This is a genomic window from Flaviaestuariibacter terrae, assembly GCF_054777635.1.
This window is the reverse complement of record NZ_BAAHAL010000008.1, coordinates 291,770-316,091: the sequence shown is the minus strand read 5'-3', so window position 1 is coordinate 316,091 and position 24,322 is coordinate 291,770. Positions and strand designations below refer to the sequence as shown.

The 24,322-nt window shown below is 59.6% G+C and carries 21 protein-coding genes; 15 read left to right on the top strand and 6 right to left on the bottom strand.

Annotation, left to right across the window (positions count from 1 at the left end; genetic code table 11):
• Positions 1 to 16: 16 nt before the first annotated feature.
• Together ACYU7Z_RS09400 and ACYU7Z_RS09395 are read left to right on the top strand one after the other, a co-directional pair.
• Complete coding sequence (locus tag ACYU7Z_RS09400; RefSeq protein WP_460569734.1) at positions 17 to 412, top strand: hypothetical protein; 396 nt, start codon at positions 17 to 19, stop codon at positions 410 to 412.
• Between the two features lie 32 nt (positions 413 to 444).
• On the top strand, positions 445 to 921 hold the full coding sequence (locus ACYU7Z_RS09395; protein ID WP_460569732.1) for a c-type cytochrome: 477 nt from the start codon (positions 445 to 447) through the stop codon (positions 919 to 921).
• Between the two features lie 47 nt (positions 922 to 968).
• Here the strand turns inward: ACYU7Z_RS09395 and ACYU7Z_RS09390 are convergent, their stop codons facing one another.
• Complete coding sequence (locus ACYU7Z_RS09390; protein WP_460569730.1) at positions 969 to 2,192, bottom strand: hypothetical protein; 1,224 nt, start codon at positions 2,190 to 2,192, stop codon at positions 969 to 971.
• A gap of 114 nt (positions 2,193 to 2,306) precedes the next feature.
• On the opposite strand from ACYU7Z_RS09390, the gene ACYU7Z_RS09385 reads away from it, so the two are divergent.
• The gene (locus ACYU7Z_RS09385) at positions 2,307 to 2,603 is read left to right on the top strand and encodes an iron-sulfur cluster assembly protein (protein ID WP_460569728.1); all 297 of its coding nucleotides are present in this window, start codon (positions 2,307 to 2,309) and stop codon (positions 2,601 to 2,603) included.
• Here ACYU7Z_RS09385 and ACYU7Z_RS09380 read toward each other — a convergent pair.
• From ACYU7Z_RS09380 to ACYU7Z_RS09365, 4 genes are all read right to left on the bottom strand, one after another.
• Positions 2,589 to 3,641: a hypothetical protein gene (locus tag ACYU7Z_RS09380; RefSeq protein WP_460569726.1), complete on the bottom strand. Its 1,053-nt coding sequence runs from the start codon at positions 3,639 to 3,641 to the stop codon at positions 2,589 to 2,591. The two genes, ACYU7Z_RS09385 and ACYU7Z_RS09380, sit on opposite strands and share 15 nt — an antisense overlap.
• The gene (locus tag ACYU7Z_RS09375) at positions 3,641 to 4,075 is read right to left on the bottom strand and encodes an RrF2 family transcriptional regulator (RefSeq protein ID WP_460569724.1); all 435 of its coding nucleotides are present in this window, start codon (positions 4,073 to 4,075) and stop codon (positions 3,641 to 3,643) included. Before ACYU7Z_RS09375 ends, ACYU7Z_RS09380 begins: the two co-directional genes overlap by 1 nt.
• A 21-nt stretch (positions 4,076 to 4,096) precedes the next feature.
• Complete coding sequence (gene ric / locus ACYU7Z_RS09370) at positions 4,097 to 5,077, bottom strand: iron-sulfur cluster repair di-iron protein (protein ID WP_460569722.1); 981 nt, start codon at positions 5,075 to 5,077, stop codon at positions 4,097 to 4,099.
• Positions 5,078 to 5,157: 80 nt separating this feature from the next.
• Positions 5,158 to 5,559: a response regulator gene (locus ACYU7Z_RS09365; RefSeq protein WP_460569720.1), complete on the bottom strand. Its 402-nt coding sequence runs from the start codon at positions 5,557 to 5,559 to the stop codon at positions 5,158 to 5,160.
• Between the two features lie 632 nt (positions 5,560 to 6,191).
• On the opposite strand from ACYU7Z_RS09365, the gene ACYU7Z_RS09360 reads away from it, so the two are divergent.
• The 10 genes from ACYU7Z_RS09360 (at position 6,192) to ACYU7Z_RS09315 (ending at position 17,412) form a co-directional block, all read left to right on the top strand.
• Entirely contained in the window at positions 6,192 to 9,602 is a 3,411-nt protein-coding gene (locus tag ACYU7Z_RS09360; protein ID WP_460569718.1) for a T9SS type A sorting domain-containing protein, read from the top strand.
• Positions 9,603 to 9,727: 125 nt separating this feature from the next.
• A complete protein-coding gene (locus ACYU7Z_RS09355; RefSeq protein ID WP_460569716.1) occupies positions 9,728 to 11,971 on the top strand; it encodes a TonB-dependent receptor in 2,244 nt (747 codons plus the stop codon).
• 63 nt (positions 11,972 to 12,034) lie between these two features.
• On the top strand, positions 12,035 to 12,331 hold the full coding sequence (locus ACYU7Z_RS09350; RefSeq protein WP_460569714.1) for a 2TM domain-containing protein: 297 nt from the start codon (positions 12,035 to 12,037) through the stop codon (positions 12,329 to 12,331).
• 44 nt (positions 12,332 to 12,375) lie between these two features.
• Positions 12,376 to 13,029, top strand: a complete 654-nt coding sequence (locus tag ACYU7Z_RS09345; protein ID WP_460569712.1) for a tetratricopeptide repeat protein — start codon at positions 12,376 to 12,378, stop codon at positions 13,027 to 13,029.
• An 85-nt stretch (positions 13,030 to 13,114) separates the two neighbouring features.
• Positions 13,115 to 13,702 (top strand): hypothetical protein, encoded by a 588-nt coding sequence (locus tag ACYU7Z_RS09340; RefSeq protein WP_460569710.1) that lies wholly within the window; start codon positions 13,115 to 13,117, stop codon positions 13,700 to 13,702.
• Positions 13,692 to 14,378: a hypothetical protein gene (locus tag ACYU7Z_RS09335; protein WP_460569708.1), complete on the top strand. Its 687-nt coding sequence runs from the start codon at positions 13,692 to 13,694 to the stop codon at positions 14,376 to 14,378. The genes ACYU7Z_RS09340 and ACYU7Z_RS09335 overlap by 11 nt, the downstream gene beginning before the upstream one ends.
• The gene (locus ACYU7Z_RS09330; protein WP_460569705.1) at positions 14,371 to 14,655 is read left to right on the top strand and encodes a winged helix-turn-helix domain-containing protein; all 285 of its coding nucleotides are present in this window, start codon (positions 14,371 to 14,373) and stop codon (positions 14,653 to 14,655) included. Before ACYU7Z_RS09335 ends, ACYU7Z_RS09330 begins: the two co-directional genes overlap by 8 nt.
• A 317-nt stretch (positions 14,656 to 14,972) precedes the next feature.
• Positions 14,973 to 15,911, top strand: a complete 939-nt coding sequence (locus tag ACYU7Z_RS09325) for an ABC transporter ATP-binding protein (protein ID WP_460569703.1) — start codon at positions 14,973 to 14,975, stop codon at positions 15,909 to 15,911.
• Entirely contained in the window at positions 15,880 to 16,719 is an 840-nt protein-coding gene (locus ACYU7Z_RS09320; protein ID WP_460569701.1) for an ABC transporter permease, read from the top strand. Before ACYU7Z_RS09325 ends, ACYU7Z_RS09320 begins: the two co-directional genes overlap by 32 nt.
• Positions 16,720 to 16,728: 9 nt before the next feature.
• Complete coding sequence (locus tag ACYU7Z_RS09315) at positions 16,729 to 17,412, top strand: LolA family protein (protein ID WP_460569699.1); 684 nt, start codon at positions 16,729 to 16,731, stop codon at positions 17,410 to 17,412.
• Positions 17,413 to 17,533: 121 nt separating this feature from the next.
• On the opposite strand, the gene pdxA is transcribed toward ACYU7Z_RS09315, so the two are convergent.
• Positions 17,534 to 18,619, bottom strand: a complete 1,086-nt coding sequence (pdxA, locus tag ACYU7Z_RS09310; RefSeq protein ID WP_460569697.1) for a PdxA family dehydrogenase — start codon at positions 18,617 to 18,619, stop codon at positions 17,534 to 17,536.
• Positions 18,620 to 18,923: 304 nt separating this feature from the next.
• On the opposite strand from pdxA, the gene ACYU7Z_RS09305 reads away from it, so the two are divergent.
• Together ACYU7Z_RS09305 and ACYU7Z_RS09300 are read left to right on the top strand one after the other, a co-directional pair.
• The gene (locus tag ACYU7Z_RS09305) at positions 18,924 to 21,464 is read left to right on the top strand and encodes a GEVED domain-containing protein (RefSeq protein WP_460569695.1); all 2,541 of its coding nucleotides are present in this window, start codon (positions 18,924 to 18,926) and stop codon (positions 21,462 to 21,464) included.
• A gap of 49 nt (positions 21,465 to 21,513) precedes the next feature.
• Positions 21,514 to 24,276: a M14 family zinc carboxypeptidase gene (locus ACYU7Z_RS09300; protein WP_460569693.1), complete on the top strand. Its 2,763-nt coding sequence runs from the start codon at positions 21,514 to 21,516 to the stop codon at positions 24,274 to 24,276.
• Positions 24,277 to 24,322: the final 46 nt, after the last annotated feature.

Below are 24,322 nucleotides of genomic sequence, written 5' to 3'. Positions count from 1 at the left end.
ATCAGTGATCAACCGTATGAAAAAGAAAATACTCCTCTGCCCGCTGCTTGCGCTGCTGGCCTGCACAAAGCACCCCGGCGAAAGCACCGCTCCCGTCACGGCGTCGCCCGCTACGCTCCACGTGGCTGCACCGACGGCCAATGCGCGCTATGCTGCTGCAGACACCGTTCGCATCGTCGCATCTGCGATCGCGCCCGCCACGATTCATGGCTACGAATTGTCGATACATAAAGCCGGTGATACCACGACGTTGTACTACGCGCATATCCATGACCACAACGACACGCTCGCCATCAACCAATATTGGGTCAACGACCAGCCGGCTCCGGCAAACCTGGAGCTCCGCATCGTACTGGCGCTCGATCACGAGGGCCATACGCTCGCGCAAACGGTCCCCTTTTCCATACAATGATGTTTCCGATTCTTCACCATAAAAAGTCAATTATGAGAAATTCGTTTTTAACCGCGGCACTCGGCGTATGCAGCCTGCTTGCTGTTTCCTGCGGCTCCGGCCCGGGGAGTGACAGCCCTGCCCCCGCAGCCGATGCGGGCAGCGCGGCGCCGGCCACCGAAGCGAGCAACCCGAAAGGGGTTGGTCCCGTTTCGGAAGTGAAACTGAACAGCCCGCTGGATCCCAAGCTTGTTGCGGGCGGTAAGAGCATCTATGAGGTCAAGTGCGGCTCCTGCCACAAGCTGTCGGGCGAGAAGCTCGTGGGGCCCGGCTGGAAAGGTGTTACGAGCCGTCGTCAGCCCGAGTGGATCATGAACTTCGTGATGAACACCGAGGAGATGCTCAACAAGGACACGGCCGCCCAGAAAATGCTGGAAGTGTGCATGGTGCGTATGCCCAACCAAAGCCTGACCGAGTCCGATGCACGTTCGGTGCTCGAATTCATGTTCAGCAACGATGCAAAGAAATGATCGCTGCCGGCACGTGAAGAGCCGCTGTCTTCGGGCAGCGGCTTTTTTTATGCCGGATCTGTTTGCGCGCGGTTACGCCACACCGATACAGCCATCGATACGGCACCCGCCAGCAGCAGCAACGCGGCGGCCAGCAGCCCCCAGCTGTAGTACCGGCTGTTGGTGCCGAGCAATACGCCAAGACCCTGCAGCATAAGCAGCGCTTCGTTCGCAAACACGCCGGCGGCAAACAGCACTATCGCTGTTGCGCGCATGCCCCGCTCTTTGGTGAAGTAGCCTTCCTCTACCAGTATCGCGAGAAGGCAGAAGCTCACGAATCCAAGAAACACGAGGTGCAGGAAACCGATGATCACGGGGCGGTCGCCATAGACGGCATTGCCAAGGCTGGGCAGAATGGTGCCTGCCTGCAGCAGCAGCTTCAGCGCAAGCGAGAGAAACGACAGGCGCAACAGGCGCCGCGACAGGCGGTGCCGGCAGAACGCCAGGGCACCCGGCGCTGCAAGTATCTGTGCCAGGTAATACAGGCTCGCCAGCAGCAGCGCTACGCCCACGGCGCTGATCGCATAATACAGCGGGCGGTTGTGCCACAGCAACGCGAGAAAAAGCGACGGCAGAACAGACGCAGTAAGGCAGCCGGCAAAGCGTTTCGCCACCGGCGGCAGGGGAGTGGCCGATGGGAAGCGTGCACGGAAGAACCAGGCCATCAGCGCCAGCGTAAAAAAGCCGTTGTACTGGAAGTGCAGGAACCAATAGATCGCATCGCGGTACAGCAGTGAATCAGCCGAACCCGTGCGGATCATCCAGGCGAGTACCGCGGGGCCCGCTGCCGACAGCAGCAGTGAGAGGATCGACCCGGTGACCAGCAGGCGCTCCGGCTTGCTGGCATGCTTCCGGAAGACAGGCCAATAGAGCACCGCAAACACGTAGGTGAGGAGGATATAGCCCGAAGAGAAAATAAGAGCCGCCGCACGGTAGCCGCCAAACGGGAAGCTGAAGGCCATCCCGAGCGCGCAGGCATCGACGGCCAGCAGGAGCCGGCCCCATTTTTTCTGCGCCGCGATGTCGGCGGGCAGCAGGTAATGCAGCAGCACCGTAAGCAACATGAAGCCGACCCAGCCGGCAAAGGCGAAATGCGAGTGCGCGCTCAGCAGGTTCCGGTAATCGATAAAGGGAAGCTCGAATAAGATCTTGAGCCGCAACCCGACGCCGAACAAGGCCACGAGGGCCAGGTTGCTCAGGCCCAGGCGTGCGTACAGGTGTTTGTCGGGCATTGGCAAAATAACTTGTAAAATGACATCGGTTGCCTGAGCAAGATCAACAGCATCGGTTGTCTGCATCAGCCGCTGCGCGGCAAGGCACGTCGACCTTTGCGGAAAGCTCTCGCCATGACCAGTACCGAAGTGATCGAACGGCTGCGTACGATCTACGACCCCGAGATTCCCGTAAACATCTACGACCTCGGGCTTATCTACGATGTGCAGGTCATCGGGGCGGATGCCTACGTGCTGATGACGCTGACCACGGCGTCGTGCCCGGCGGCGGCGTTCCTGCCCGAGGAGGTGAAGACGGCCGTCTCAGGCATTCCCGGCCTCAATGCCGTTCATGTCGATATTACCTATGAGCCGCGCTGGACGCAGGCGCGTATGAGTGAAGAAGCCCGCGCGCAGCTAGGCTTTTCCTGAGCGAAGCTGCCGCGTTGTTCGCAGCGCCACCATGCCGGCAAAAAGCAGGATCGAAATGCCGTTGCCCAGCCCCGCCCAGCGACGCAGTGCTCCCGAGCCATGCAGGTCGGCGCACAGGCGCAGCAACAAGGATAGCTGCAGGAGCACGAATGGCACATACAGCACCGGGTGATAGAGCTGCAGCCGCTTCTTCAGCAGCGCCGGGAGAATGACCGGTGCATGCGCGAAGATCATCGAGAACACAAACCCGATAAAAAAGCTGTGGAGTACAGCGTCGTAGCCGAATACAACACGTCCCTGTCCCAGCAGGAAGGCCGCGCAGGCCAACAGCCACCAGAACCCAATGATCAGCAGGAGCGCCGAATAGTAGTGGGTGCCGTTTGCGCGGAGGGCGCGCCGCGCCATATCGTAGCGCAGCAGCCAAAGGCCGGTGGCGCCAAGCGCGAGGGCCAACAGCGCGCGCCCGGCAACAGGATCCGCCGGTAGCAATGCGCCCAGGGCGGCGGCAAGGAACAGCAGCAGCAGGCCTTTCTGCACGCCCGTGCGCGGGAGAAATTTCGAGAGCTCCAGGCGCTCGGCCACGATCGTAAGGAGCAGGAAGTCGATCCAGCAGGGCGCGGCCGCCGCGTAGCTTCCCGTCCGTAGAAATACAAGGTGGCCGGCAAGCCCGCAGAAGGCGCCCGCGGCAAATACGTAATAATACAGCTCGCGGTAGCGGGCCACGAACCAGCAGCAAAGGAGCAGGAAGCCGGTGCCGCCGGCGATGAGAAAGGCCTCCGCCAGCATCGGCGCGCCGGCAAGGAAGGCCAGGACGCTGGCGGCATTGAGCAGCGGCAGCAGGCGTACCCACAGCTGGCGGAACAGAATAGCGCGCTCCAGCATGATAAGCGATGCCAGGAAGCTGTTGACCATCAGGTTGCCGTGCTGTGCGGCCGCGGCCGTCAGCGGAAGGTTCCAGCCTGTGCGGATCCACCCGCCCCAGATCGCGGCAAGCAGCGAAAGGAGTACGAGGGGCAATGCAAGGAGTGCTGTTTTCATCAGCGGGTCTTCAGGAACGATCGTCCGCGGTCGAGGTCACGGGCAAGCCCCTGCACGGTGATGCGGCAAAACTCCGCGTGCAGCTGCTCGCGGACCGCCTTGTAGCTGTTGTGGATCGGGCAGGGCTTCGTTTCGGAGCAGCGTTTCAGCCCAAGACCGCAGGCGGTGAACAGATCGGTGCCGTCGATAAGGCGCACGATGTCGATGAGGTAAATGGCCGGGGCCCCGGGCGGCAGGAAGAAGCCGCCACTGGGGCCTTTGGCCGATGCGATGAGGCCTTCGCGGACCAGCTGCTGGAGGATCTTGGCCGTGGTATGCTCGTTCGCCCCGATATCGGAGGCCACTTCGCGGATACCCGCGCGCTCGCCCTTATGGGAGCGGGCGGCAAGGTATACGGCCGCCCGGAGTGCGTATTTGCAGGAGGTGGAAAGCATGCGCAAAGATGTAGGAAATCGTCAGGCGCCGGCGCGAAGCGTGCGCTCCAGCTGCAGTGCCTTCGGAAAAAGAATGTTGTTCTCGAGGTGAATATGCTGCTGCAGGTCGCGCTCGAGGTCTTCAAGTTTTGTATAGAGCAACCCGAAGCTGTTGCAGGCGCCGGTGGGCATGCGGTACCCGTTGGTAAGCGTGCGGATCGTTGCCAGCAGCTCACCGGCCGATTCGTGGTCGGCTTCCATCATCTGTAGTGGCTCCCGGAGCGTAAACGAACGCTGCAACGCTTCGCCGTCACCGGCCTGCGCGGCCACCAATGTTTTGATAAAAGGAAAAAGCACTTTCTCTTCCCGGGCGAAATGCGTGGTCAGCTCGCTTGCAAGGATCTTCCAGGCGCGGCGAACTTCGAGCAGCTGCGGGAACTGCGCACCGTGATGCCCGGCCACTTTTTCGAGAAGGTCGTCGATGACGGGTGCCTCGTCGTAGTAATACCGGTGGTGCTGGTTGTAAATGTAGTCGGCAAGAAATGCAGCGTCCCAGCGGTCGAAGCTTTGCGACGGCGCGCCGCCGCGCGTGCTGGCGTCGAGCTCCGCTTCCACGGCGGCAAGGTCAAGACCTTTTTCGGTGCAGGTTTGCTGCAGCGACTTGCGGCCACCACAGCAGAAGTCGATCCCGTACTTGCGGAATACATCGGCCTTGCGGAGGTCTTTGGCGGCGATCTCGCCGATCGTGGGGCCATTGGCCGCATCGTGCTTCCGTATTTCTACAAGCCAGGTCTGCGGTCCCTGCTCCAGGTAGGTCCACCCGAAAACGTTGCCGCGCTCGGCGATCAGCTGGTAATAGAGGGGCTTCGGGTCATGGTCGTTGAGGATGCGGAAAGCGGCGCCGGGCGCGAGCTCATCGAAGTAGCGGAAGATGGTCGGGTGCTTGAGGCGCGGCTCAAGGTCGGGCACATGCAGCGTAAACAGGTTGTCGGCAGTGGGAGCGAAGGTATCCGGAGCAATCATGGTGATTTGTTTTTTTACGGAGTAAAAGTATCCGGATACTTTTACTCGCGGGCTGATCTTCGTCAGCCGACGAGCTGTTTTCAGCTGACGGCGCGCTCGCGGATCATCCAGTCGGCCATGTTTTCGAGTTCCTGGATAGAGTGGGGCTTGGTAAGCATGTCGATACCGTGGCCGCGGCAGAAGGCCTGGTCTTCGGGGTTCGAGGAGCTGGTGAACACCACGATCGGCACGCGGTGCCCCATGGGCAGCGTACGAAATTGCTCGATGAATTCGTAGCCCTTCATGCCGGGCATGTTGAGATCGAGTACGATAAGCTGTGGGTATTGGTCGGGCAGGCACATCTGCAGGCGCCACAGTGCCTTGGCGCAATCATCGGCCTCCTCGAAGCGCACGAGGTGGCTTTTCACCAGGAAACATACACGCAGCAACTGGCGGTAGTCGGGATCGTCTTCAATATGTAACACGCGGATCGGGCTGCTCATCGCCAACCTAAGGTAGTGCTTGAGCGAAAAACGGCCTAGCCCAAAATCGGTAGTGCAAGTGTTTTTACTTAGTGCGCTGAGCGCCTCCTCTTTTACGAGTGAGTTATTTACGTCGTTTGGGGCCGGCAGGCAAACCCTTAGTGCCGGACCGGCGAAAACCCCCGGATCGATGCCGTTCACCGGGAAAAAGGCTGAGCTTGTCTAAGTGTTTACCCCAGCCAAGCTCTGCTATACGAACTTTGCACTCCATCTGCCCGAAAGGCGTGGGTTTTCACAGATCAGCCAAGCTAACCTCCTTTATGAAAAGTGCCCGAATATCCGTTCCCCGTTTACGAATAGTCACTTTCTCCGGCCAGCTAGCCGGCCTTCCGGCGTCATTATCCCGTCAGGTGAGGGTCCTTTTCGTTCCCAGAATCTGCCCCTTGCTTCCCATGGTTGAGCTAAAAGGCACCAATAGGGTATACACCAAGGAAAAACTGCGTACTTTTGTCTATATATAATGGATAATCTATTATCTTAGGGTAGTCGTAAACACTTAGATTTCTTTCGATACGACCAACTCATTCCAATATTCTTACGGACAGCCCCCTTTCCCTACCGAAGCCAAGACATCACATCAAAACGAAACTGGAATGAGAAATCCTGCCCCCGCACGTATCGCGCGCACTGCTGCTTTTTCCCTGCTTCTGATTTGTCTGCTCGCGGGCACCGCCCTCCAGGCCCAGATCGGCCCCGGCGTTATCATCCGCGCGGCCACCGACGCGAACGGGAAGACCATCCTCAGCCCGAACTACAACACAGTTACAAAGACATTCGGTACCAGCACCTACCACTATGCTTCGGCTACAAATGCGGGCTGGGCGCTGAGCGGCGACGACACGTCGGCCTCGGTGAACAATATCCCCTACAAGCCGATCGCCAGCTATTGCGGTGAGCCCTGCTGCGACCTGCGCCGCGGCCCCGACAACCGCTTTTCCGACATCGTATACGACCAGCAGAAGAATGGCGTATACCTCTACCACGATGCGACCAACAGCGCTACCCTCGTGCGTTTCCGCATGGGCACCATCATCCCCGGTGCCAAGGGTTTCAGCCTGCTGATCGATACTGACCTTAAGTGGGGCGCGGGCTCCGATCCCAACTACGTGGCCAAGACCACGGGTATCAACGGCAACCCCGGTTACGAGCTTGAGCTCGTCATGGAAACCGGCTTCCGCATCGCCCTGTACAATATCGACGGCCTCGGCAACCCGAGCGACAACATCAAGACCAGCCACAAGATCTGGGCTTCTACCGACAACACGGTCGGTAAGAACTGGACCGACTTCTCGCAGGTGGTGATGGCCGCTACCACCGAACACGGCGACCCGGATTACTTCCTGGATTTTTACGTGCCCGATTCCGCCTTCACCAACTCGGGCTTCTTTACCAACGGCATCAGCCAGAAGCTGCGCATCATCCCCACCACGGTGATGGCGCCGAAGCCGTCCACCGCAGGCCCGATCTCCGATATTTACGGCTGCGACGATTCGTCCACGCTGATCAACCAGCCGCCCATCTGTATTTCCTGCAACGCCCCGACGGGTATCTGCACCCCGGCGCCGACAATCTCGACGGCTGTTCAGAGTGGTGCAACCACCACGATAACCGGTACCTGGACCAAAGCCACCGGCGGCTCCGGTACGGCGACCATCTATTTTTATAAAGGATCGGATACGACCACCGTTATCGGCTCCGGCTCCGCGACGAGCGGCGTGCCCTTTACCATCAACCTGACGGGAACCGTCTACGCCGTGGGCGATATCATCTTCGCCAAGGCAAAGGGTACGGGCGCCAATGAATCGCGCTGGTGCTATACGTCGAACTACAAGAACGTAGCAGGCTGCTCCGGCACGGTTACACCGCTCTATATTAGCTGCGTGGCCAATAAGGGCCTGAACGGCACCGGCTATACGACGGGCTATACCATCAGCCTGTACCGGATGACAAGCACGGGCAACACGCTGGTGGTCTCGGGTGTTCCGACAACACCGAAAGCAAACACCGGTCTCACCTACGACGCCAACGGCTGGTATTACTCCGGCGGCTGCAGCGGCAACGGCAACGCCCAGCTCGACCCGGGCACCTATATGGCTTATGCGACCAACAGCGGCTGTAATTCGGCGGTGACCCTGCTGTGCAACAGCGCCTCCAACGGCAGCAAGTCGTCCGGCACTTCGCCCACCCCGACGCTGACCTCGGGCAGCATCACAACTGCCACCACGTCCATCAGCGGCGGCTTCAGCGCCACAACGCCCGCCGTGGCCGTCGTGCGCGTATACCGCGATTCCGTTCTCCTCGGAACGGCTACCCTCAGCGGCAGCCCCGTGAACGCCTGGTCGTTCTCGCTCAGCAACTATACCCTGAACGCCGGGGAGCAGATCCGCATCGCGGCACAATCGGCCGATGCCGGCAACACGTATTACTGCGCCACAGAGCTCCGGAGCACCGTCGCCGCCGTTGCCTGCTCCAATACAGCTCCCGCGATCAACATCGACTCGCTCACGGGCAAGCTCATTCCCACAACCACGATCACCGGAACCGGCACGGTCGGCGGTACCGTATTGCTGTACAACAACAGCAATACGCTGCTGGCAACGGTAACGGTCGATTCGGCCGGCTACTGGAACTCCGGCGTTACCGTGGCCAGCTCGGGTGTTTCTTCGTACTACGCCACGCTGACGACAGCGCGCTGCGGTACCGCGGCTACATCGGGCTCCTATTCGGTATCCGGCAGCAACACGGGCAGCACCTATTGCGGTGGCGGCGTTACCTTCTCTACCGACGCTTCCTCGGGCGGCACCTACACACCGGTGTATGACGCCAGCGGCAACGCGGTGCAGGTAAGCATCAACGGCGTGCTGCAGAACCAGCCTTTCTACTCCGACGCCACCTATATCAAGGGTACATTCCCCACGGGTGTGTTCGCGCCGACCAACTCGTACATGACCGTTTACGTTAACGATGTTGCGGTAGCCAACTACACGCTGGGCGGCTCTTCCAACAGCTGGGGCCCCATTTATGTGGGCGGTATGCTCTTCCAGGGCGCCGAGCTGACGATCTCGATCAGCGAAAGCGGCACGAAGGGCGAATACGTATGCGCCTCGCAAAAGATCATCTGCGCCTGTGCCGTCAGCAATACACCCATCGCACCCGTGATCGGCGTAACGAGCAAGACGGCCGTTCAGTCGGGCCAGAAGGCGAAGCTGGTGATCACCAACCCGCAGGACAATTACTTCTACCGCGTGTACAACTCCAACGGCGTTGCGATCTCCGACGGTATCTGGTACAACAGCGGCCTGGGAAGTCCCACGGTAGGCCGTGTACTCAGCACCGACTCGATCACGATCAACTCGTACACCGTAACCGCCACGACACTGGCCGACGTGAAGTCGCTGTACGTGGGTGGTACCGAATCCTGCGTGTCGTCGACACAGAAGACCATCACCTTCCTGCCGATCTCGCTGCTCAGCTTCCGCGGAAGCCGCGAAGGCAAGGACAACGTGCTCAGCTGGGCAACAGCCGACGAGATCAATGCGGCTTACTTCCAGCTGGAGCGCAGCTCCGATGGCGTCGTGTTCGGCAACGTGGCTTTCGTGCAAACGCGTGGCTCCAACTCGACCTACAGCTACACGGATATGGCCGTGCCCGCGGGCGACAGCTACTACCGCCTCAAGCTGGTAGATGCCGACGGACGCTTCCGCTACAGCAACGTCATCCTGCTCCGCAACAACGCCATCAGCAGCATCGTGCTGAACACGGTTCGCCCGAATCCCTTCACCGATAAGATCTCCTTCTCGGTGTACCTCCGCCAGGCCGGTAACCTGCAGGTGCAGCTCGTGGACATGAGCGGCCGCATCGTGGCCAGCCGTGTGGAGAAAGGAGTACGGGGCACCAACGACTTTACCCTCGGCGGCCTGCCCAGCCTCGGCGCCGGTCTCTACACGCTGCGCGTCGTGACCGACGAGCAGGTGTACCAGGAGAAAGTAATGAAGGGACAATAAGTTCTTGGTTACTTATAGCGTAAGGGGCGGATGGCAACATCCGTCCCTTTTTTGCAACGGATGGTCTAAAATATAGTTTGGTTTATATCATAAACCAGTTTATGTTTGTCAAACAATTGCCTCTTATGCGACTCTACCTGCTTCCCATCTTTATTCTTCTTACGCTCGCCGCCGCTGCCCAGCCCATCAGCGGGATCGTGCGCGATGCCAAGGGCGCGCCGATCGCCGGCGCCAGCCTCGGCATCAAGGGCAGCTACGATGGCGGTACCACCGATTCGTCGGGTCACTTCCGCTTTGCCAGCACCGAAAAGGGCGCGCAGGTGCTCCAGGCAACGGCCGTGGGCTATAAGTCCTGGGAAGGCCCGGTGACCCTCGGCAACGGCCCCGTCCAGGTTACGATCGCCCTGCGCGAGGAAGTGACCGAGCTGAAAGCCGTCGTGATCTCAGCCGGCTCCTTTGAAGCAAGCGACAAGAAGAAGACCACGGTGCTCAGCCCCATCGACATCGTGACGACCGCCTCGGCACTGGCCGATGTGACCGGTGCCGTCAAGACGCTGCCGGGCGCGCAGCAGGTAGGAGAGAGCGAAGGCCTCTTCGTGCGCGGCGGCACGGCGCAGGAAACCAAAACCTTTATCGACGGAACGCTGGTCAACAATTTCTTTTACAGCTCTGTGCCCAACGTAGCCCAGCGCGGCCGCTTCTCTCCCTTTATTTTCAAGGGCACGGTGTTCAGCGCCGGCGGCTATTCGGCCCTGTACGGCCAGGCGCTTTCCTCGGCGCTCATCCTCGAATCGATCGACCTGCCCGACGTCAGCTCCGGCTCCGTGGGTGTATCGGTACTTGGTGTCAACGGCGGCATCCAGAAGCTGGCAAAGAATAAGAAATCCTCCTGGGGTGCGTCCTACGGCTACACCAACGTAGGTCTTGGCTTCGCCCTGATCAAACTGCGCGACGAATACTTCCAGGTGCCGCAGTACCATACGGCGGACGCCAACTTCCGCATCCGCACCGGCCGCAGCGGCATGCTCAAATACTACGGCTACTTCGGCATCAACAAGCTGGGGCTTCGCCAGGCCAGCATCGACACGCTGGGTTACAAGGATGCCTTTTCACTCCGCAACCACAACCTGTACCACAACCTGTCGTGGCGCGGCAACCTGGGCGCACGCTGGAAGCTTGCCGTTGGCGCTTCCTACGCCGATAACCGCGATGATATCGACGCGCAGCTGGTGGATGCGCAAAACGATCCCAAAGTGATCGCCGGTTACGAGTCGAAGAACTTTGATCTAGTCAACCGCGGACACTATGCCAACGCGAAGGCGGTGCTGGATTACAAGCTGCGCGGTCTCAGCGCGCTTCGCTTCGGAACCGAGTACAACTACAGCTCCGACCGCAGCGATTATACCCTGTTCAACGGCCAGCAATATCCCAACAGCGTTACCGAGCAGCTCAAGGCCCTTTTCGGCGAGGCAGACCTCTATATCACCAATGCCCTCGCCGCGCGCGTCGGTGTGCGTGCCGAGCACTCGGCGCTGCTCGGAAAGATGAATGTCGCCCCGCGCCTGTCGCTGGCCTACAAGGTCGGACAGGAGGGACAGGCCTCGCTTGCCTATGGTGAATTTTACCAGACGCCCGAGCGGCACTACTTGCCGGCGCCCGTCACCCTCGACTACGCCAAGGCAACGCATTACATCGCGCAGTACCAGCGGGTAACCCCCAAGCAGACCCTGCGCGTGGAAGTCTTTTACAAAAAATACCAGAGCCTCCTGAAGACCGGCGTATTCAATGGCCGCGAAACGGCCACCGGCTCCACGGGCTACGGCGATGCCTCGGGCTTTGAGCTGTTCTGGCGCGACAAGAAAACGATCAAAAACCTGGATTACTGGATCTCGTATTCCTACCTCGATACAAAGCGGGACTACCTCAACTTTCCCGCCGCCATCGAGCCGTCGTTTGCCGCGAAACACACCGCAGCTTTCGTGCTGAAGCGTTTTGTGCCTTCGATCAAAACGGGCTTCAACCTGTCGTACACCTATGCTTCAGGACGCCCGTACTACAACATCGGCTACGACAACGGGGCCGGCAAGTTTGTGCTCACCGATGCCGGCCGCACCATCGATTACCACAGCGCGTCGTTCAGCATGAATTACCTGCCGAAATTGTTTACAAAAGGTGCCTCGAAAAACACCGTGCTCGTGGCCTCGGTCACCAACTTCCTCGGCAACCGGCAGGTGTATGGCTACAAGTATGCGCAAAACGGATCGCGCAAGGAGGCCATCACCCCGCCGACCAACATGTTCTTTTTCCTCGGCGCGTTCATTTCCTTCGGCGTCGACCGCACCGAAGACGTGATCAACAATAACCTGTAAGCGGATATTCGATCTCTGATGTCGGATGTCTGATATAATTAAATAACCAATCAACTTTTCCGCATGAATTACAACGACACACCCCAGGGCAAAGACCCGCAGCTGTGGCGCATTGCGCGCCGCCGTGCCGCCTTTCGCCGCTCGCTGTACACCTACCTGGCTGTAAATGCCTTTCTGTGGCTGATCTGGTTTTTCACCGGCGGCAATTACTACCGCACCTGGGTACCGTGGCCCGTTTGGCCCACGATCGGCTGGGGCATCGGCATCGCCATGCAGTGGTACTCCGCCTTCGGTCCCGGCAGTCAGCACGGCGACCCGGCCGAAACCGAATATGAAAAGCTTCTCCGCGACCGCCGCTGACACGTAACTCCGAACTCCAAACCCCCAACTCCAAACTTTTCGATATGAAACAGCTACTCGTCGTTATCGCCCTCTTTGTATCGGGCGCCTCCTTTGCGCAGAATGAGAAATATGTAAGCGCCATGCAGGGCCGCATCGCTGCCCTCGACACAACCCGCGACGTTGCTGCCCTCACCGATCTTTCGGCCGGCTTCGAGCGCATTGCCGACGCCGAGAAAACCCAGTGGCTCCCGTATTACTACGCAGCGCTGGCCAAGGTGAATTCCGGCTATTCGCTTTCGCAGGGAAAGCAGAACATGGCCGCGCAGGTTGATCCCATCGCCGATAAGGCCGAGGCGCTCCTCAACAAGGCCGAGGAGCTGAGCAAGGACAACTCCGAGATCTTCGTCGTGCGCAAGATGATCGCCACGCTGCGCCTGTCGCTCGACCCGATGAACCGCTACATGACCTACGGCCCGGCGGCTTCGGAAGCGCTCGAGAACGCCAAAAGGCTCAACCCCGAAAATCCGCGTGTATTCTACCTCGAAGGGCAGGACAAGTTCTTCATGCCCCCGCAATTCGGTGGCAGCAAGGAAGAAGCGGGCATTATCTGGCAGGAAGCCCTAAAAAAATTCGATAGCTTTAAGCCCGCCGATGCGCTCGCTCCGACATGGGGCCGTAGAAATACGGTATACTTCCTGTCGCTGCTTTCCAAATAGGCTGCAGGTGAATGGTGAGCGGCGGGCGATCAAATGCGCGTGCCGCTCACCTGCTCACTGCTCATCGCTCAGTAAACAGACAACCATGTCCGAACCCGCTTTTACTCCCGACGACAGCCTCGCGCTGATCCACACGATGATCCGGAAAACGCGCTCCAGCCTCGGCGCCAACCGGTTTTATTTCCTCTTCTGGGGCTGGATTGCCTTTGCTGCCCTCATGGCGCAGTTCCTGCTGAAGGTCGTGGTCCACTACCCGCAGCACTACCGGGTGTGGTGGGTGATCGTACCGGCCGTGATCATTACCATCCTGCGCTCGCGGCGGCATGGGCGCGACGGGGTGCGCAGCTATGTCGGTGAATCGATGGGCGCGCTCTGGATGGGTGTGGGCATTTCCTTCTTCGTGCTGTCTTTTCTCATCGCGCAGCTCCGCGACGGGTTTCTCAACGCCTACCCGTTCTATATCCTCTTTTACGGGCTTGGCACCTTCATCTCCGGGCGCCTGCTTCATTTCCGGCCCCTGGTGATCGGCGGCATCCTCAACTGGCTCCTCGCGATGGCCTGCGTGTTTGTCGCCTATGACTACCAGATGCTGCTGACCGCCTTTGCCATCCTGAGCAGCTACATCATCCCGGGTTACCTGTTAAAAGAAAAAGCAACGTCGTATGCATCGTGAAGAAGCGCCGCTATCGCATGAGGAAAGCCTGCAGCTGATCACCGAGATGATCGACAAATCGAAAAGAAACTTTCATGAGACCGGCACCAGCGCCATACTCTGGGGCTCGGTGATCGCCTTGTGCGGGCTCCTGAGCTTCGCCCAGATGAACTGGCACTTTTCCATCGGCTTCGACGTTTGGATCCTGACCCTCGTGGCGTTGGTCCCGCAATTGATCATTTCGATCCGGGAGTCGCGGCGGCGTACCGTTCTGACGCACACCCAGGAGGCAATGAACGCCGTGTGGATGGTGTATGGTCTCAGCATTTTCGCGCTGGTGTTTTACTTCAACGTCGTGCCCGGCCAAACCGAGCGCCTCATGCTGGCCGAGGGAACTCACGTGTTCCAGCGCGGCCCGAACAATGAAATCATCCCGTTCCATGTATTCGTGCCCAGCGCCGCCAGCCTGCTGCTCCTGCTCTACGGCATACCGACGCTTGCTACGGCTCTTGCCCAGAAGTTCCGCCCGATGCTGTATGGTGCGCTGCTCTGCTATGCGCTGTTCGTGTTTTCCTGCTATACGGTCACGAAATACGATTACCTGTTCAACGGCATCGCCGGCATCGCCAACTGGCTCGTACCGGGGCTTATCTTGCGTGCCCGTTACCTGAGGAAGACCCGTACCCAGCATGTTTAAGGACCTCGATCCCATATTGCATTCGCAACTGCGCCTGGCCATCGTGTCGCTCCTCATCGGGGTGAAGGAGGCCGAATTCACGTTCCTGCGCGAGCAGACCGGTGCTACCGCCGGCAACCTGAGCGTGCAGGTGCAGAAGCTCAAAGACGCCGGATACATCGAGGTAACGAAGCAGTTCAAGGAAAATTACCCGCAAACGCTTTGCAAGATCACCAACAAAGGGGTGGATGCCTTTGAGGCCTATGTGAAGGCGCTGCAGGGATATATCAAGAAGTAGGCTCCGTTGGCTTACGGGTTTAGAAAAGTTTTTGTCGAGAGGTTTTGAAAGCTGATGCCGACGTATCAACTATCTTTTGAACGAGCGGCGAATGCAAGTAGCATAACAATCCCGGATACATTTCGCCGCATAGCGGCGGCCAGCTATTGCCCCGGACTTCAGTCCGGGGGGGCGATAGGCAGGAGAAATAATGTGGCGCGTAGTGCCGCCACTTTGTTGGAGCGCTTCAGCGCTCGTGCCGATTTCCCATCGGTAACAACCTTTCCCTTCGCCGCTTGTTATTAGGGCATGGCCCCGGCCTAGCTTTGCACTTTCCCATGCCCCCAGTCATCTCCGTTTCGCATCTCTCGAAGCAGTATCCCGGCCTGAAGGCGGTGGACGATCTCTCGTTCTCCGTACAGGAAGGCGATGTGTTTGGCTTTCTCGGGCAGAACGGCGCGGGCAAGAGCACCACGATCCGGATGCTGCTGACGCTGGTACAACCTTCGGCGGGGCGTATCGAGCTGCTGGGAAAGGAACTCCAACACAACCGCCACGCCATCCTGGCGCAGGTCGGTGCCGTGATCGAGCGCCCCGACCTGTATAAATACCTGTCGGCCTACGACAACGTCCGGATCATGGCGCGGCTCAGCGGGATGCGGCCAACACGCGAGACCGTACTCCGCCAGCTCGAAGTCGTGGGTCTCCGCGACCGGGCCTTCGACAAGACCAAAACCTTCTCCCAGGGGATGAAGCAGCGCCTCGGCCTCGCCTGCGCGCTCGTACACAACCCGCGCCTCCTTATTCTTGACGAGCCGACCAATGGTCTCGACCCGCAGGGCATCGCCGAAGTGCGCACGCTCATCCGCCGCCTCAGCCGCGAGGAGGGAAAGACGGTTCTGGTATCGTCGCACCTGCTTGCCGAAGTGGAGCTCGTGGCCGACGCGATGCTCATCATCGACCGGGGCCGCAAGGTGGCCGAGGGCAGGGTACAGGAGTTGCTCAACCCGGCGGATATGCTGGTGGAGCTGAGCGCCACCGACAACGTGAGCGCCCGCGCGCTGCTGGCCGCTTCCTCCTGGGCCGGCGCCCTGCAGCCCGCCGCGGACCGCATCCTGCTGCGGATGGCCCGCGCCGATGTGCCGGCGCTGGCACGCGATCTCGTGTCCCTGGGCGTCGGCGTACAGGCCCTGCAGCCGCGTCATTCGCTCGAAGATTATTTCCTCGCCATAACCCAACCCGCCCATGTGGACCATCGTCCGGATCGAGCTGTATAAGATTGCGCGGAAGCCCCGTACCTATATCGCCTTCGGCGCCATCGCGGCAATCGTGCTGCTGCTGCAGCTGGCCCTGTATGCCGATGGCGCCACCTACCTCGGCTTCGCCCTGCAGTCGGTGGAAAACACATTCTCCATCAGCGGGCGGATCATCAACGGCTACTTTGTGTGCTTCGTCATCCTGCAAACGCTGCTGGTGCACGTGCCGCTGCTGATCGCGCTGGTGGCCGGCGACAGCATTGCCGGCGAAGCCAACATGGGCACGCTGCGGCTGATCTTCTCGAGGCCGGTAAGCCGCAGCACCCTGCTGCTGGGGAAGTTCGTCGCTGCAACGATCTATACGCTGCTGCTCCTGCTTTTCATGGCGCTGCTGGCCCTTTTCGGCTCGCTGCTCATCTTCGGCACCGGCGATCTCATCATCCTCAAGAGCGACATGATCGTGATCCTCGACAGTGGCGATGTGTTCTGGCGCTACGGGGCAGCCTTCGGTTTTGCCGCGCTCGCCATGACCACCGTGGCGGCACTGGCCTTCTTCTTCTCGCTCTTTGCCGAGAACGCCGTAGGTCCCATCATCGCCACCATGAGCGTCATCATCGTATGCACCATTCTTACTACGATGAACATCCCGCTCTTCAACGCGCTGAAGCCGTACCTGTTCACCAACCACATGCTCAACTGGAAAGGCTTTTTCGAGCGGCCGATCGACGGCCCCGAGATCGCGCGCTCCGCGGGGGTATTGCTGCTGCATATCGTTGGTCTCGTCGGGGCCACCATCCTGGTCGCCCGGAAGAAAGACATCCTCTCCTAAACTGATATTATGAAACGAATCCTCGTTCTTTTGCTCACGTTTTCCGGCCTTGCCGCCCGCGCGCAGGACGCGGCCACGCTCGTGCGGCAGGTAAAGGCCCGTCTTGAAAAGGTGCGCGACTACAGTGCCGCCGCCAGCATGCTGATCGACGTGCCCTTTATCAACGCGCCGTCGTCGGCCGTGCTGGTGTTCTTCAAAAGCCCCGACCGCTTCCGGGTACAGAAGCCGAACGGCATCTCGGTGCTTCCCAAGGGCGGCGTGCGCGTCAATATGGCGTCGCTGCTGGCCGGCAATCAATACAGTATCGTGGATGCGGGAACGGCGCGCGTTGGTACGTTTACCACCCGCGTTGTGAAGCTTCTTCCCACCGACGAAGCCGCCGAGGTCGTCCTCAGCACCCTCTACATCGACCCGGCCGCGGGCGTCATCCGTAGAAGTACGGTCGTTACCCGCGATGGCGGCACCTACGAAATGCTGCTTGATTACGGCAAGTACACGTCCTGGGGACTCCCCGACAAGGTCACCTTCGTGTTCAGCACCAAGGACTTCAAGCTGCCCAAAGGCGTCACCTTCGACTACGAGAAAAGCGGCGGTAAAAAAGATCCCCCGAAGGGTGATGGCAAAGGCCGCGTGGTACTCACCTATACGGGCTATACCATCAACAAGGGTGTGGCAGATAGCGTGTTTAAGTAGTCTGCTGGTCTGCTAATTTGCTGGTCTGCTAATACATAGTTTCTATCAGTAAATGGCAAACGCCTCGACAAAGTCGAGGCGTTTGCATATTAGCAGACTAGCAGACTAACCCATTAGCAGACTATCCTATCGTCTCATCGATCCGCTCATCCTCCACGTTCTTCAGGATCTCGCCCGTCACTTTGCGCAGCGGGTTTTTCGTCCGCTCTTCGTAGTCGCGGCGGCGGTTGATGATGTCGACGCACTCAAAGACGGCAGTCGTAAAGGAGGTCGCGTCGGCCAGGTTCTTCCCGGCGATGTCGAAGGCGGTGCCGTGGTCGGGCGAGGTGCGCACGAACGGCAGGCCGGCGGTGAAGTTGACGCCTTCGCCCACGGCGATCGTTTTGAAGGGGATAAGGCCCTGGTCGTGGTACATGGCCAGCACCGCATCGAACTGCAGGTAGGAGCGGCGTGCAAAGAAGGCATCGGCGCTGTAGGGGCCGAACACGAGCATCCCGCTTTGCTTTGCTTCCTTGATGGCCGGGCGGATGATCGTATCCTCTTCGCCGCCGATAAGGCCTTCGTCGCCGGCATGTGGGTTAAGGCCGAGGACGGCGATCTTCGGCTTGTCGATGCCAAAGTCGCGGCGAAGGCTCTGCTGGAGCAGCTGGAGCTTGCTGATGATGGCGCCTTTGGTGATCTGCGTTGTCACGTCTTTCACGGGTACATGCTCCGTTACCAGCGCAACGCGGATGTTGTCGGCATAGAGCAGCATCAGCACGTCGCGGGCGCGGGCCACTTCCTTGAAATAGGGTGTGTGACCGGTATGCTTGAAGTCTTCGGATTGTACGTTCTTCTTATGGATGGGAGCGGTTACGAGGCCGTGGATATGTCCCTCGAGAAGCGCCTGGGTGGCTGCCTGCAGCGATTTGATCGCGTAAAGACCGCCGGTTTCATTGAGCTGGCCGGGGGTGATGGCCACGTCCTCTTCCCAGCAGTTCACAATATTTACCTGCTTGTGGTTCACCTTGGCGAGCTCCTTCAGGCTCGTGTAGTTGAAGTTGGCGTCGGGGATCGTCTTCTTGTAAAAGTTGATCAGTTTATTCGAGCCGAAGATCACCGGGGTGCAGTGCTCCAGCAGCCGGTGGTCCGAAAACGTTTTGATGATCAGCTCGGTACCAATGCCGTTCAGGTCGCCACAGGTAATCCCGATTACAGGTTTTTGCATGCTGCAAAGGTTAGGAAAAAACCGCACTAGGTAAAAACCCGGATCACGGCCATCGTAAGATTACTATAAAAATCACCAACTTTTACCCTTGTGGGATTTGTCCGCTTTAGTTAATTTTGAGCCGGTTAACCCTTAGTCCCACGACGAAGGTTTGACTGAACCGAATCCGTACCCGACAACTGAACTATCCTCCTTTCGATGCCTCGCGAGCAAGGCCGCAACTGCGGGTTTGTTCGGACGAGGGTACGGTGCCTGTTGCGCGCTTCCCCGGAAGCGTACCAAATCCTAACTAAAACCGTATCCTATGCATCGACTTTTACGCCTTTTTTTGGTGGTAATGGTCATCTCTTCCAAGGCCCTGGCCCAATGTACCACCGGCTCGCAGGCCCAGCTCAACTGGGACGCCTTGGACTTCCTCCACACAAATGGCTCATATGCAGGGTACGTTACCAGCACGGCGGCAGCCACCCAGAAGTTTGCCTTTGGCACCCAGAAGGTGACCATCACGCACAACTATACCGGTACCAACACACTCGGTGTGATGAGCGACCATACGGGTGAAACGGGCTCCAACGGCGCCGGCGCAGACGTGAAATTCCTCGGCAACGGCGCGATCACCTTCACCTTCGACGTAGCCGTTCAGAACGTAAAATTCTCACTGTACGATATCGATGTGAACCAGCGCGCGGCCATCACCGCCGGCGATGGTGTTACCAGCGGCGCCTCGATCACACTGTCGACGATCACGGGCACCGGTCTTACGATCACGAACAACAACAGCGCTACGGCCCGCGTGGATGCGAGCTCCTCGGCACAGTCCCTCACCTCCACGGCGGGCACGGTCAACGTGTCGATCGCCGGCCCGGTGACGAGCGTTACGATCACGATCACGAATACCGGCGTCGTAACCGGCGGTCCCGCAAGCGGCCGCGAAGACGGCGCCTTCTGGCTTTCCGATGTAACGGCCTGCAGCAGCTCGGCAGCCTTCGCCAGCAATTATTACTCGGTGAGCACACCCTGGACGGGCCAGCCGGGCTACGTGCTGACGGTGGTGAACAACACGATCTACCAGATCGACCCCGCTACCGGCAAAGCCAAGTCCATTTTCACCGACGCGGGCGCCAGCAACATCAACTCGCTTGCGTACGACCCAGTAAAGCATTACATCTATTATACCTATAGCCTCACTTCGTCGCCATCGACCGACAAAACGGTAAAGAAGTACGATTACAACACCGGAACCATCAGCACGTTCATCTCGGACGTTACCTCGCTTGGCATCCCCGTTTACGAATCGGGTGTTGAGTCGGGGTCGGCGGCCTTCTATGATGGGAAGCTGTACCTCGGCATCGAAGGCTACGCCAGCGGCGGCACCACTTCGATGGGTCGTAAGTCGAACGTGTGGCGCATCGACATCGACGCCACAACCGGGTCGGCCACCGGCGCCGTGCTGGCCTACTCGGTTGCAGCAGACAATGGCACCTCATCGTCCAACACGCACGACTGGAGCGACATCGGTATCAACAACGGCGTGCTGTACGACTTCGACGGGTCGGCCGGCAATGAGGACGTATACCAGTACAACATGTACACCGGCGTGGTTACCCGCTATACGCCTGTTTCCACCTTTACGCCCAACCAGGTTTCGGTCGACTACCAGGGCAACGTCTACAACGTGAATGCCGGTATCGCCAAGTATAACGGTACCACAAACGTGGGCACGGTGTACACCATGACGGCTACAGGCCTTCCCGCCAGCGGCAGCTATGGCGACGGCGCCGAGGCCTTCAAGCCGATGGGCGACCTCGGTGATGCGCCGGCCAGCTACGACCCCGTGGCCAACTCGCCGGCCGTTCACGAGGTGAATACCAACCTGCGCCTGGGAGCCGCCGTTACGTCGGAATGGTCGAAGAATACATCGACGCTGGCAACGGGCGATGCCGACGATGGCATGCCTACGCCGTCGATCGTCATCAACAACAGCAACTACGTCACCAACGTAAACGTATACAACAACACCGGCGCCGCCGCCACCGTATGTGCCTGGGTGGACTTCAACAGCAACGGGCTCTTCGATGCCAGCGAAGGCATCACGGTAAACGTTCCAAGCAGCAGCTCAACGCAGACCGTGCAGCTGTTCTGGCCGACGCCGACCACGACGCTCACTAACTACTCCTATACATTCATCCGCATCCGCGTTACCTCGGCGACCAACGGCATGACGACGAGCAATGCCACCGGCTACTTCTCCGACGGCGAAGTGGAAGACTACCGCATACAAGTCAACGCCTACCTGCTTCCGTCGAACCTGCTTTCCTTCGATGCCCGCAAGGACGGAACCCGCAGCCAGCTTCGCTGGAACGTATCCGACGAACTCGCCGGCACCTCGTACCTCCTGCAGCGCAGCGCCGATGGCCGTCGCTGGGAAGACCTGCAGCACGCGCAGGCCACGCAGGCGGCGCAGCAGCGCTCCTATGTTGGCTACGACCTGCACCCGGTTAGCGGGATCAACTATTACCGCCTCCAGCTGCGCAAGCCCGGAGGGCAGATCGTCTGGAGCGCCGTACGCGAGCTCAACTGGGGCGCTGATGCGGGCTTTGTGCTGACCCCCAACCCAACCTCGGGTGCGCTGAGCATCGAGGCAACCGCGCCCGCCGACGGCACCGGCACCGTCCGTATTTATACGGCCGCCGGTGGACTTGTGCTGCGGCAGGATATCCGCCTGCCCGCGGGCTCGAGCCGCCAGCCGCTTTCGCTGCCCGCCGTACTCCCCGCCGGTACCTACCTGGTGGAGCTCGAGACCGCCGGTATGCGCAGCGTGCAGCGCCTCGTTCTGCGCCGCTAGCCCCGACTTCTGAAGAAACCAAAAAACCAATATCCAATCCAACCTGTTCATGAGGAAATCCATTACCATCATCCTGTTGCTGCTGGCCAGCACCCTTTTTGCACAAGACGATAAATACAGCAAGGTTCGCATACCGGTAAAAGACAAGGCCGCCAAGGCATTCGCCATCGACCAGCTGGAACTCGATCATTACGAGACGAAAGACGGGGCCATTGAAGTGATACTCGACCAGCGAGAGCTGGCCCGGCTCCGTGCCTCTGGTTACACGTACCAGGTTCTCGTTGACGACTACGTGTCGTACACCACCGAGCGCAACAAGCGTATCGGCGAGCACTGGTCGGAATACCAGAACGACAACACCGCACGCAGCAACTTCTACACGAGCTGCAGCACCGCCTCTTCGATCTTCACCAAGCCCACATCCTTCGGCAACGGTGGCTCGCTGCGCCTCGGTGCAGCAACCGGCTACGGCTACTTTACCTATGCCGAGATGATATCCGAGATGAACGCGCTTGCAACGGCTTATCCCGCGCTTGTATCGGTATTCAATATCGGCACGTCGGAAAACGGGCAGACGATGTACGGCGTGAAGATCTCCGATAACGTAGGCACCGACGAAAGCGAGCCCGAGGTGCTCTTCACCGGCCTGCAGCATGCGCGTGAGGCCATCGGCGGCACAAGCCTCATCTTCTTCGCCGAATACCTCGCCGAGAACTACAGCACCGACACCCGCATCAAGGAGCTGGTGAACAACCGCGAGATCTACATCATCCCCTGCCTCAACCCCGATGGCTACGCCTACAACTACAGCGGCGCCAGTGCCTCGTATCCCACCACCGGTGGTGGCCTCTGGCGCAAGAACCGCCGCCTTATCTCCGGCAGCACCTATGGCGTCGACATCAACCGCAACTACGGCATCGACTGGGGCAACTGCGCCGGCGCGAGCACCAGCTGCGGCTCCAACGTATCCTCCGACGACACCTATTATGGTCCGAGCGCGTTTTCGGAAAAGGAAACGCAGAACGTGCGCGCCTTTGTTACCGCTCACAACTTCGTTACGGCCATCGACCAGCACTGCTACGGTCCGTACTATTCGCTGCCCTTCGGCCGCCCCTCGCTGCACACGATGAGCACGCTGGATTCCTATTTCTATTCGGCGATCCCGGCGCTGATGGGTACCTACAACTGCCACCGCGCGGGCAACTCGCCCGAGACCGTGAACTATGAAGTGGCCGGCGGTATCAAGGACTGGTTGCTCATGGGCGACATCGGCATGGGCAGCAAGGGCAAGATCTACGGCATGACTGGTGAGGCCGGCGGCGGCGACTTCTGGGCGCCCATCAGCCAGATCCTCACGCTGTGCCAGGAAAACTGCATGCAGAACCTGCAGCTGGCTTATGCCGCAGGCTCCTACTTCGACATCCAGGACGGCAACGATGTGGCCCTGACGGCCAAGTCGGGAACGCTGGCTTTCACGCTCCGCAATATTGGTCTTACCGCGGGCCAGGCAACGGTATCGATCGTGCCCATCGAGAACATCACGATGAGCGGATCCCCGGCCACCTTCACGCCGACCAACTACTACGATACCTACAACGGCACGGTGGGCTACACGCTGCCGGCAGCCATCGCCAACGGCTACCGCGTGCGCTTTGCCTGGAAAGTAACCGCGGGCGGCATCAGCACATACGATACGGTGACCAAGATCTTCAACCCTACCACGCTCCTGTACGACGATATGGAAGGCACGCTGTCTACGAACTGGACGGTGGCCAGCAACGTCAACCAGGCTTCCGGTAAGTGGGCCTATACCACGACGTCGGCCTACGGTGGCACGCATTCGCTTACCGAGTCGCCGAGCGGAAACTATACCACCAGCACCACCCGCACGATCACCTACAACAGCACCTTCGATTTGTCGGACGCAGCCAACGTGTACCTCAGCTTCTGGGTGAAGCACCGCGCCGAAAACTGCCGCGACAAGCTACAGGTGCAGGCATCGGTGAACGGCACCACGTGGACCGCGCTGTGCGGCAGCCACACGGTAGCCGAGCCCACGCTGACAGGCGCCGGATCGCTTGGCGGACAACCGGCCCTCACGGGTATCCGCGAACAGTGGACACGCGTGTCGTACGACCTCAGCTCCTACAAAGGACAGCCCGCGGTGTCTTTCCGGATGCAGTTCACGTCGGATGCCGACGCGAGCAGCTATACCTACGAGCTCGACGACGGATTTTATATCGACAACCTCAAGCTCGTAAAAACGACGCAGACCTTCGACGTGCTGCCCGTCCACTTCTTCCGGTTTACCGGCCAGCTCCAGCCCGACGGGCAGGTGCGCCTCGACTGGGAAGCCTACACCGACAGCGAGCACGATCATTTCGAAGTGGAGCGCTCGGCCGACGGTATTCATTTTACCACGCTCGGACGCAGCAACCCCAACCCGCCATACCGATACCTCGATGCGCATCCCGAGCCCGGATCGAACCACTACCGCATCAAGCAGGTGGACCGCAGCGGCCATAGCACGTACAGCAACATCGTGCTGATCAACGTGCAGCTGCACGTGCAGCTCAATGTATCGCCCAACCCCACGCGCGACCTGTTGCGCATAGAGCTGCACAGCACCCGTCCGGGCACCCTGCAGCTCCGCATCGACGACATGCAGGGCCGCAGCCTCTGGCAGCACAGCGGAGTAAATTCCGCGAGCCTGCAGGTGCCGATGGGTAACTGGGCGCAGGGTACCTACGTGCTTCGTGCTTACGATCCCAACGGGCAGCTGCTGAGCACGCAGCGCATCGTGAAACTTTAGTTTTTGGATTTGGTTTCCTCTGGAATGATCACGGACAGCAAAGGTC

Bases quoted from the DNA above. Each gene is read 5' to 3' on its own strand.
- ACYU7Z_RS09400 (WP_460569734.1), top strand. From the start codon at position 17: ATGAAAAAGAAAATACTCCTCTGCCCGCTGCTTGCGCTGCTGGCCTGC.
- ACYU7Z_RS09395 (WP_460569732.1), top strand. From the start codon at position 445: ATGAGAAATTCGTTTTTAACCGCGGCACTCGGCGTATGCAGCCTGCTT.
- ACYU7Z_RS09390 (WP_460569730.1), bottom strand. From the start codon at position 2,192: ATGCCCGACAAACACCTGTACGCACGCCTGGGCCTGAGCAACCTGGCC.
- ACYU7Z_RS09385 (WP_460569728.1), top strand. From the start codon at position 2,307: ATGACCAGTACCGAAGTGATCGAACGGCTGCGTACGATCTACGACCCC.
- ACYU7Z_RS09380 (WP_460569726.1), bottom strand. From the start codon at position 3,641: ATGAAAACAGCACTCCTTGCATTGCCCCTCGTACTCCTTTCGCTGCTT.
- ACYU7Z_RS09375 (WP_460569724.1), bottom strand. From the start codon at position 4,075: ATGCTTTCCACCTCCTGCAAATACGCACTCCGGGCGGCCGTATACCTT.
- ric (WP_460569722.1), bottom strand. From the start codon at position 5,077: ATGATTGCTCCGGATACCTTCGCTCCCACTGCCGACAACCTGTTTACG.
- ACYU7Z_RS09365 (WP_460569720.1), bottom strand. From the start codon at position 5,559: ATGAGCAGCCCGATCCGCGTGTTACATATTGAAGACGATCCCGACTAC.
- ACYU7Z_RS09360 (WP_460569718.1), top strand. From the start codon at position 6,192: ATGAGAAATCCTGCCCCCGCACGTATCGCGCGCACTGCTGCTTTTTCC.
- ACYU7Z_RS09355 (WP_460569716.1), top strand. From the start codon at position 9,728: ATGCGACTCTACCTGCTTCCCATCTTTATTCTTCTTACGCTCGCCGCC.
- ACYU7Z_RS09350 (WP_460569714.1), top strand. From the start codon at position 12,035: ATGAATTACAACGACACACCCCAGGGCAAAGACCCGCAGCTGTGGCGC.
- ACYU7Z_RS09345 (WP_460569712.1), top strand. From the start codon at position 12,376: ATGAAACAGCTACTCGTCGTTATCGCCCTCTTTGTATCGGGCGCCTCC.
- ACYU7Z_RS09340 (WP_460569710.1), top strand. From the start codon at position 13,115: ATGTCCGAACCCGCTTTTACTCCCGACGACAGCCTCGCGCTGATCCAC.
- ACYU7Z_RS09335 (WP_460569708.1), top strand. From the start codon at position 13,692: ATGCATCGTGAAGAAGCGCCGCTATCGCATGAGGAAAGCCTGCAGCTG.
- ACYU7Z_RS09330 (WP_460569705.1), top strand. From the start codon at position 14,371: ATGTTTAAGGACCTCGATCCCATATTGCATTCGCAACTGCGCCTGGCC.
- ACYU7Z_RS09325 (WP_460569703.1), top strand. From the start codon at position 14,973: ATGCCCCCAGTCATCTCCGTTTCGCATCTCTCGAAGCAGTATCCCGGC.
- ACYU7Z_RS09320 (WP_460569701.1), top strand. From the start codon at position 15,880: ATGTGGACCATCGTCCGGATCGAGCTGTATAAGATTGCGCGGAAGCCC.
- ACYU7Z_RS09315 (WP_460569699.1), top strand. From the start codon at position 16,729: ATGAAACGAATCCTCGTTCTTTTGCTCACGTTTTCCGGCCTTGCCGCC.
- pdxA (WP_460569697.1), bottom strand. From the start codon at position 18,619: ATGCAAAAACCTGTAATCGGGATTACCTGTGGCGACCTGAACGGCATT.
- ACYU7Z_RS09305 (WP_460569695.1), top strand. From the start codon at position 18,924: ATGCATCGACTTTTACGCCTTTTTTTGGTGGTAATGGTCATCTCTTCC.
- ACYU7Z_RS09300 (WP_460569693.1), top strand. From the start codon at position 21,514: ATGAGGAAATCCATTACCATCATCCTGTTGCTGCTGGCCAGCACCCTT.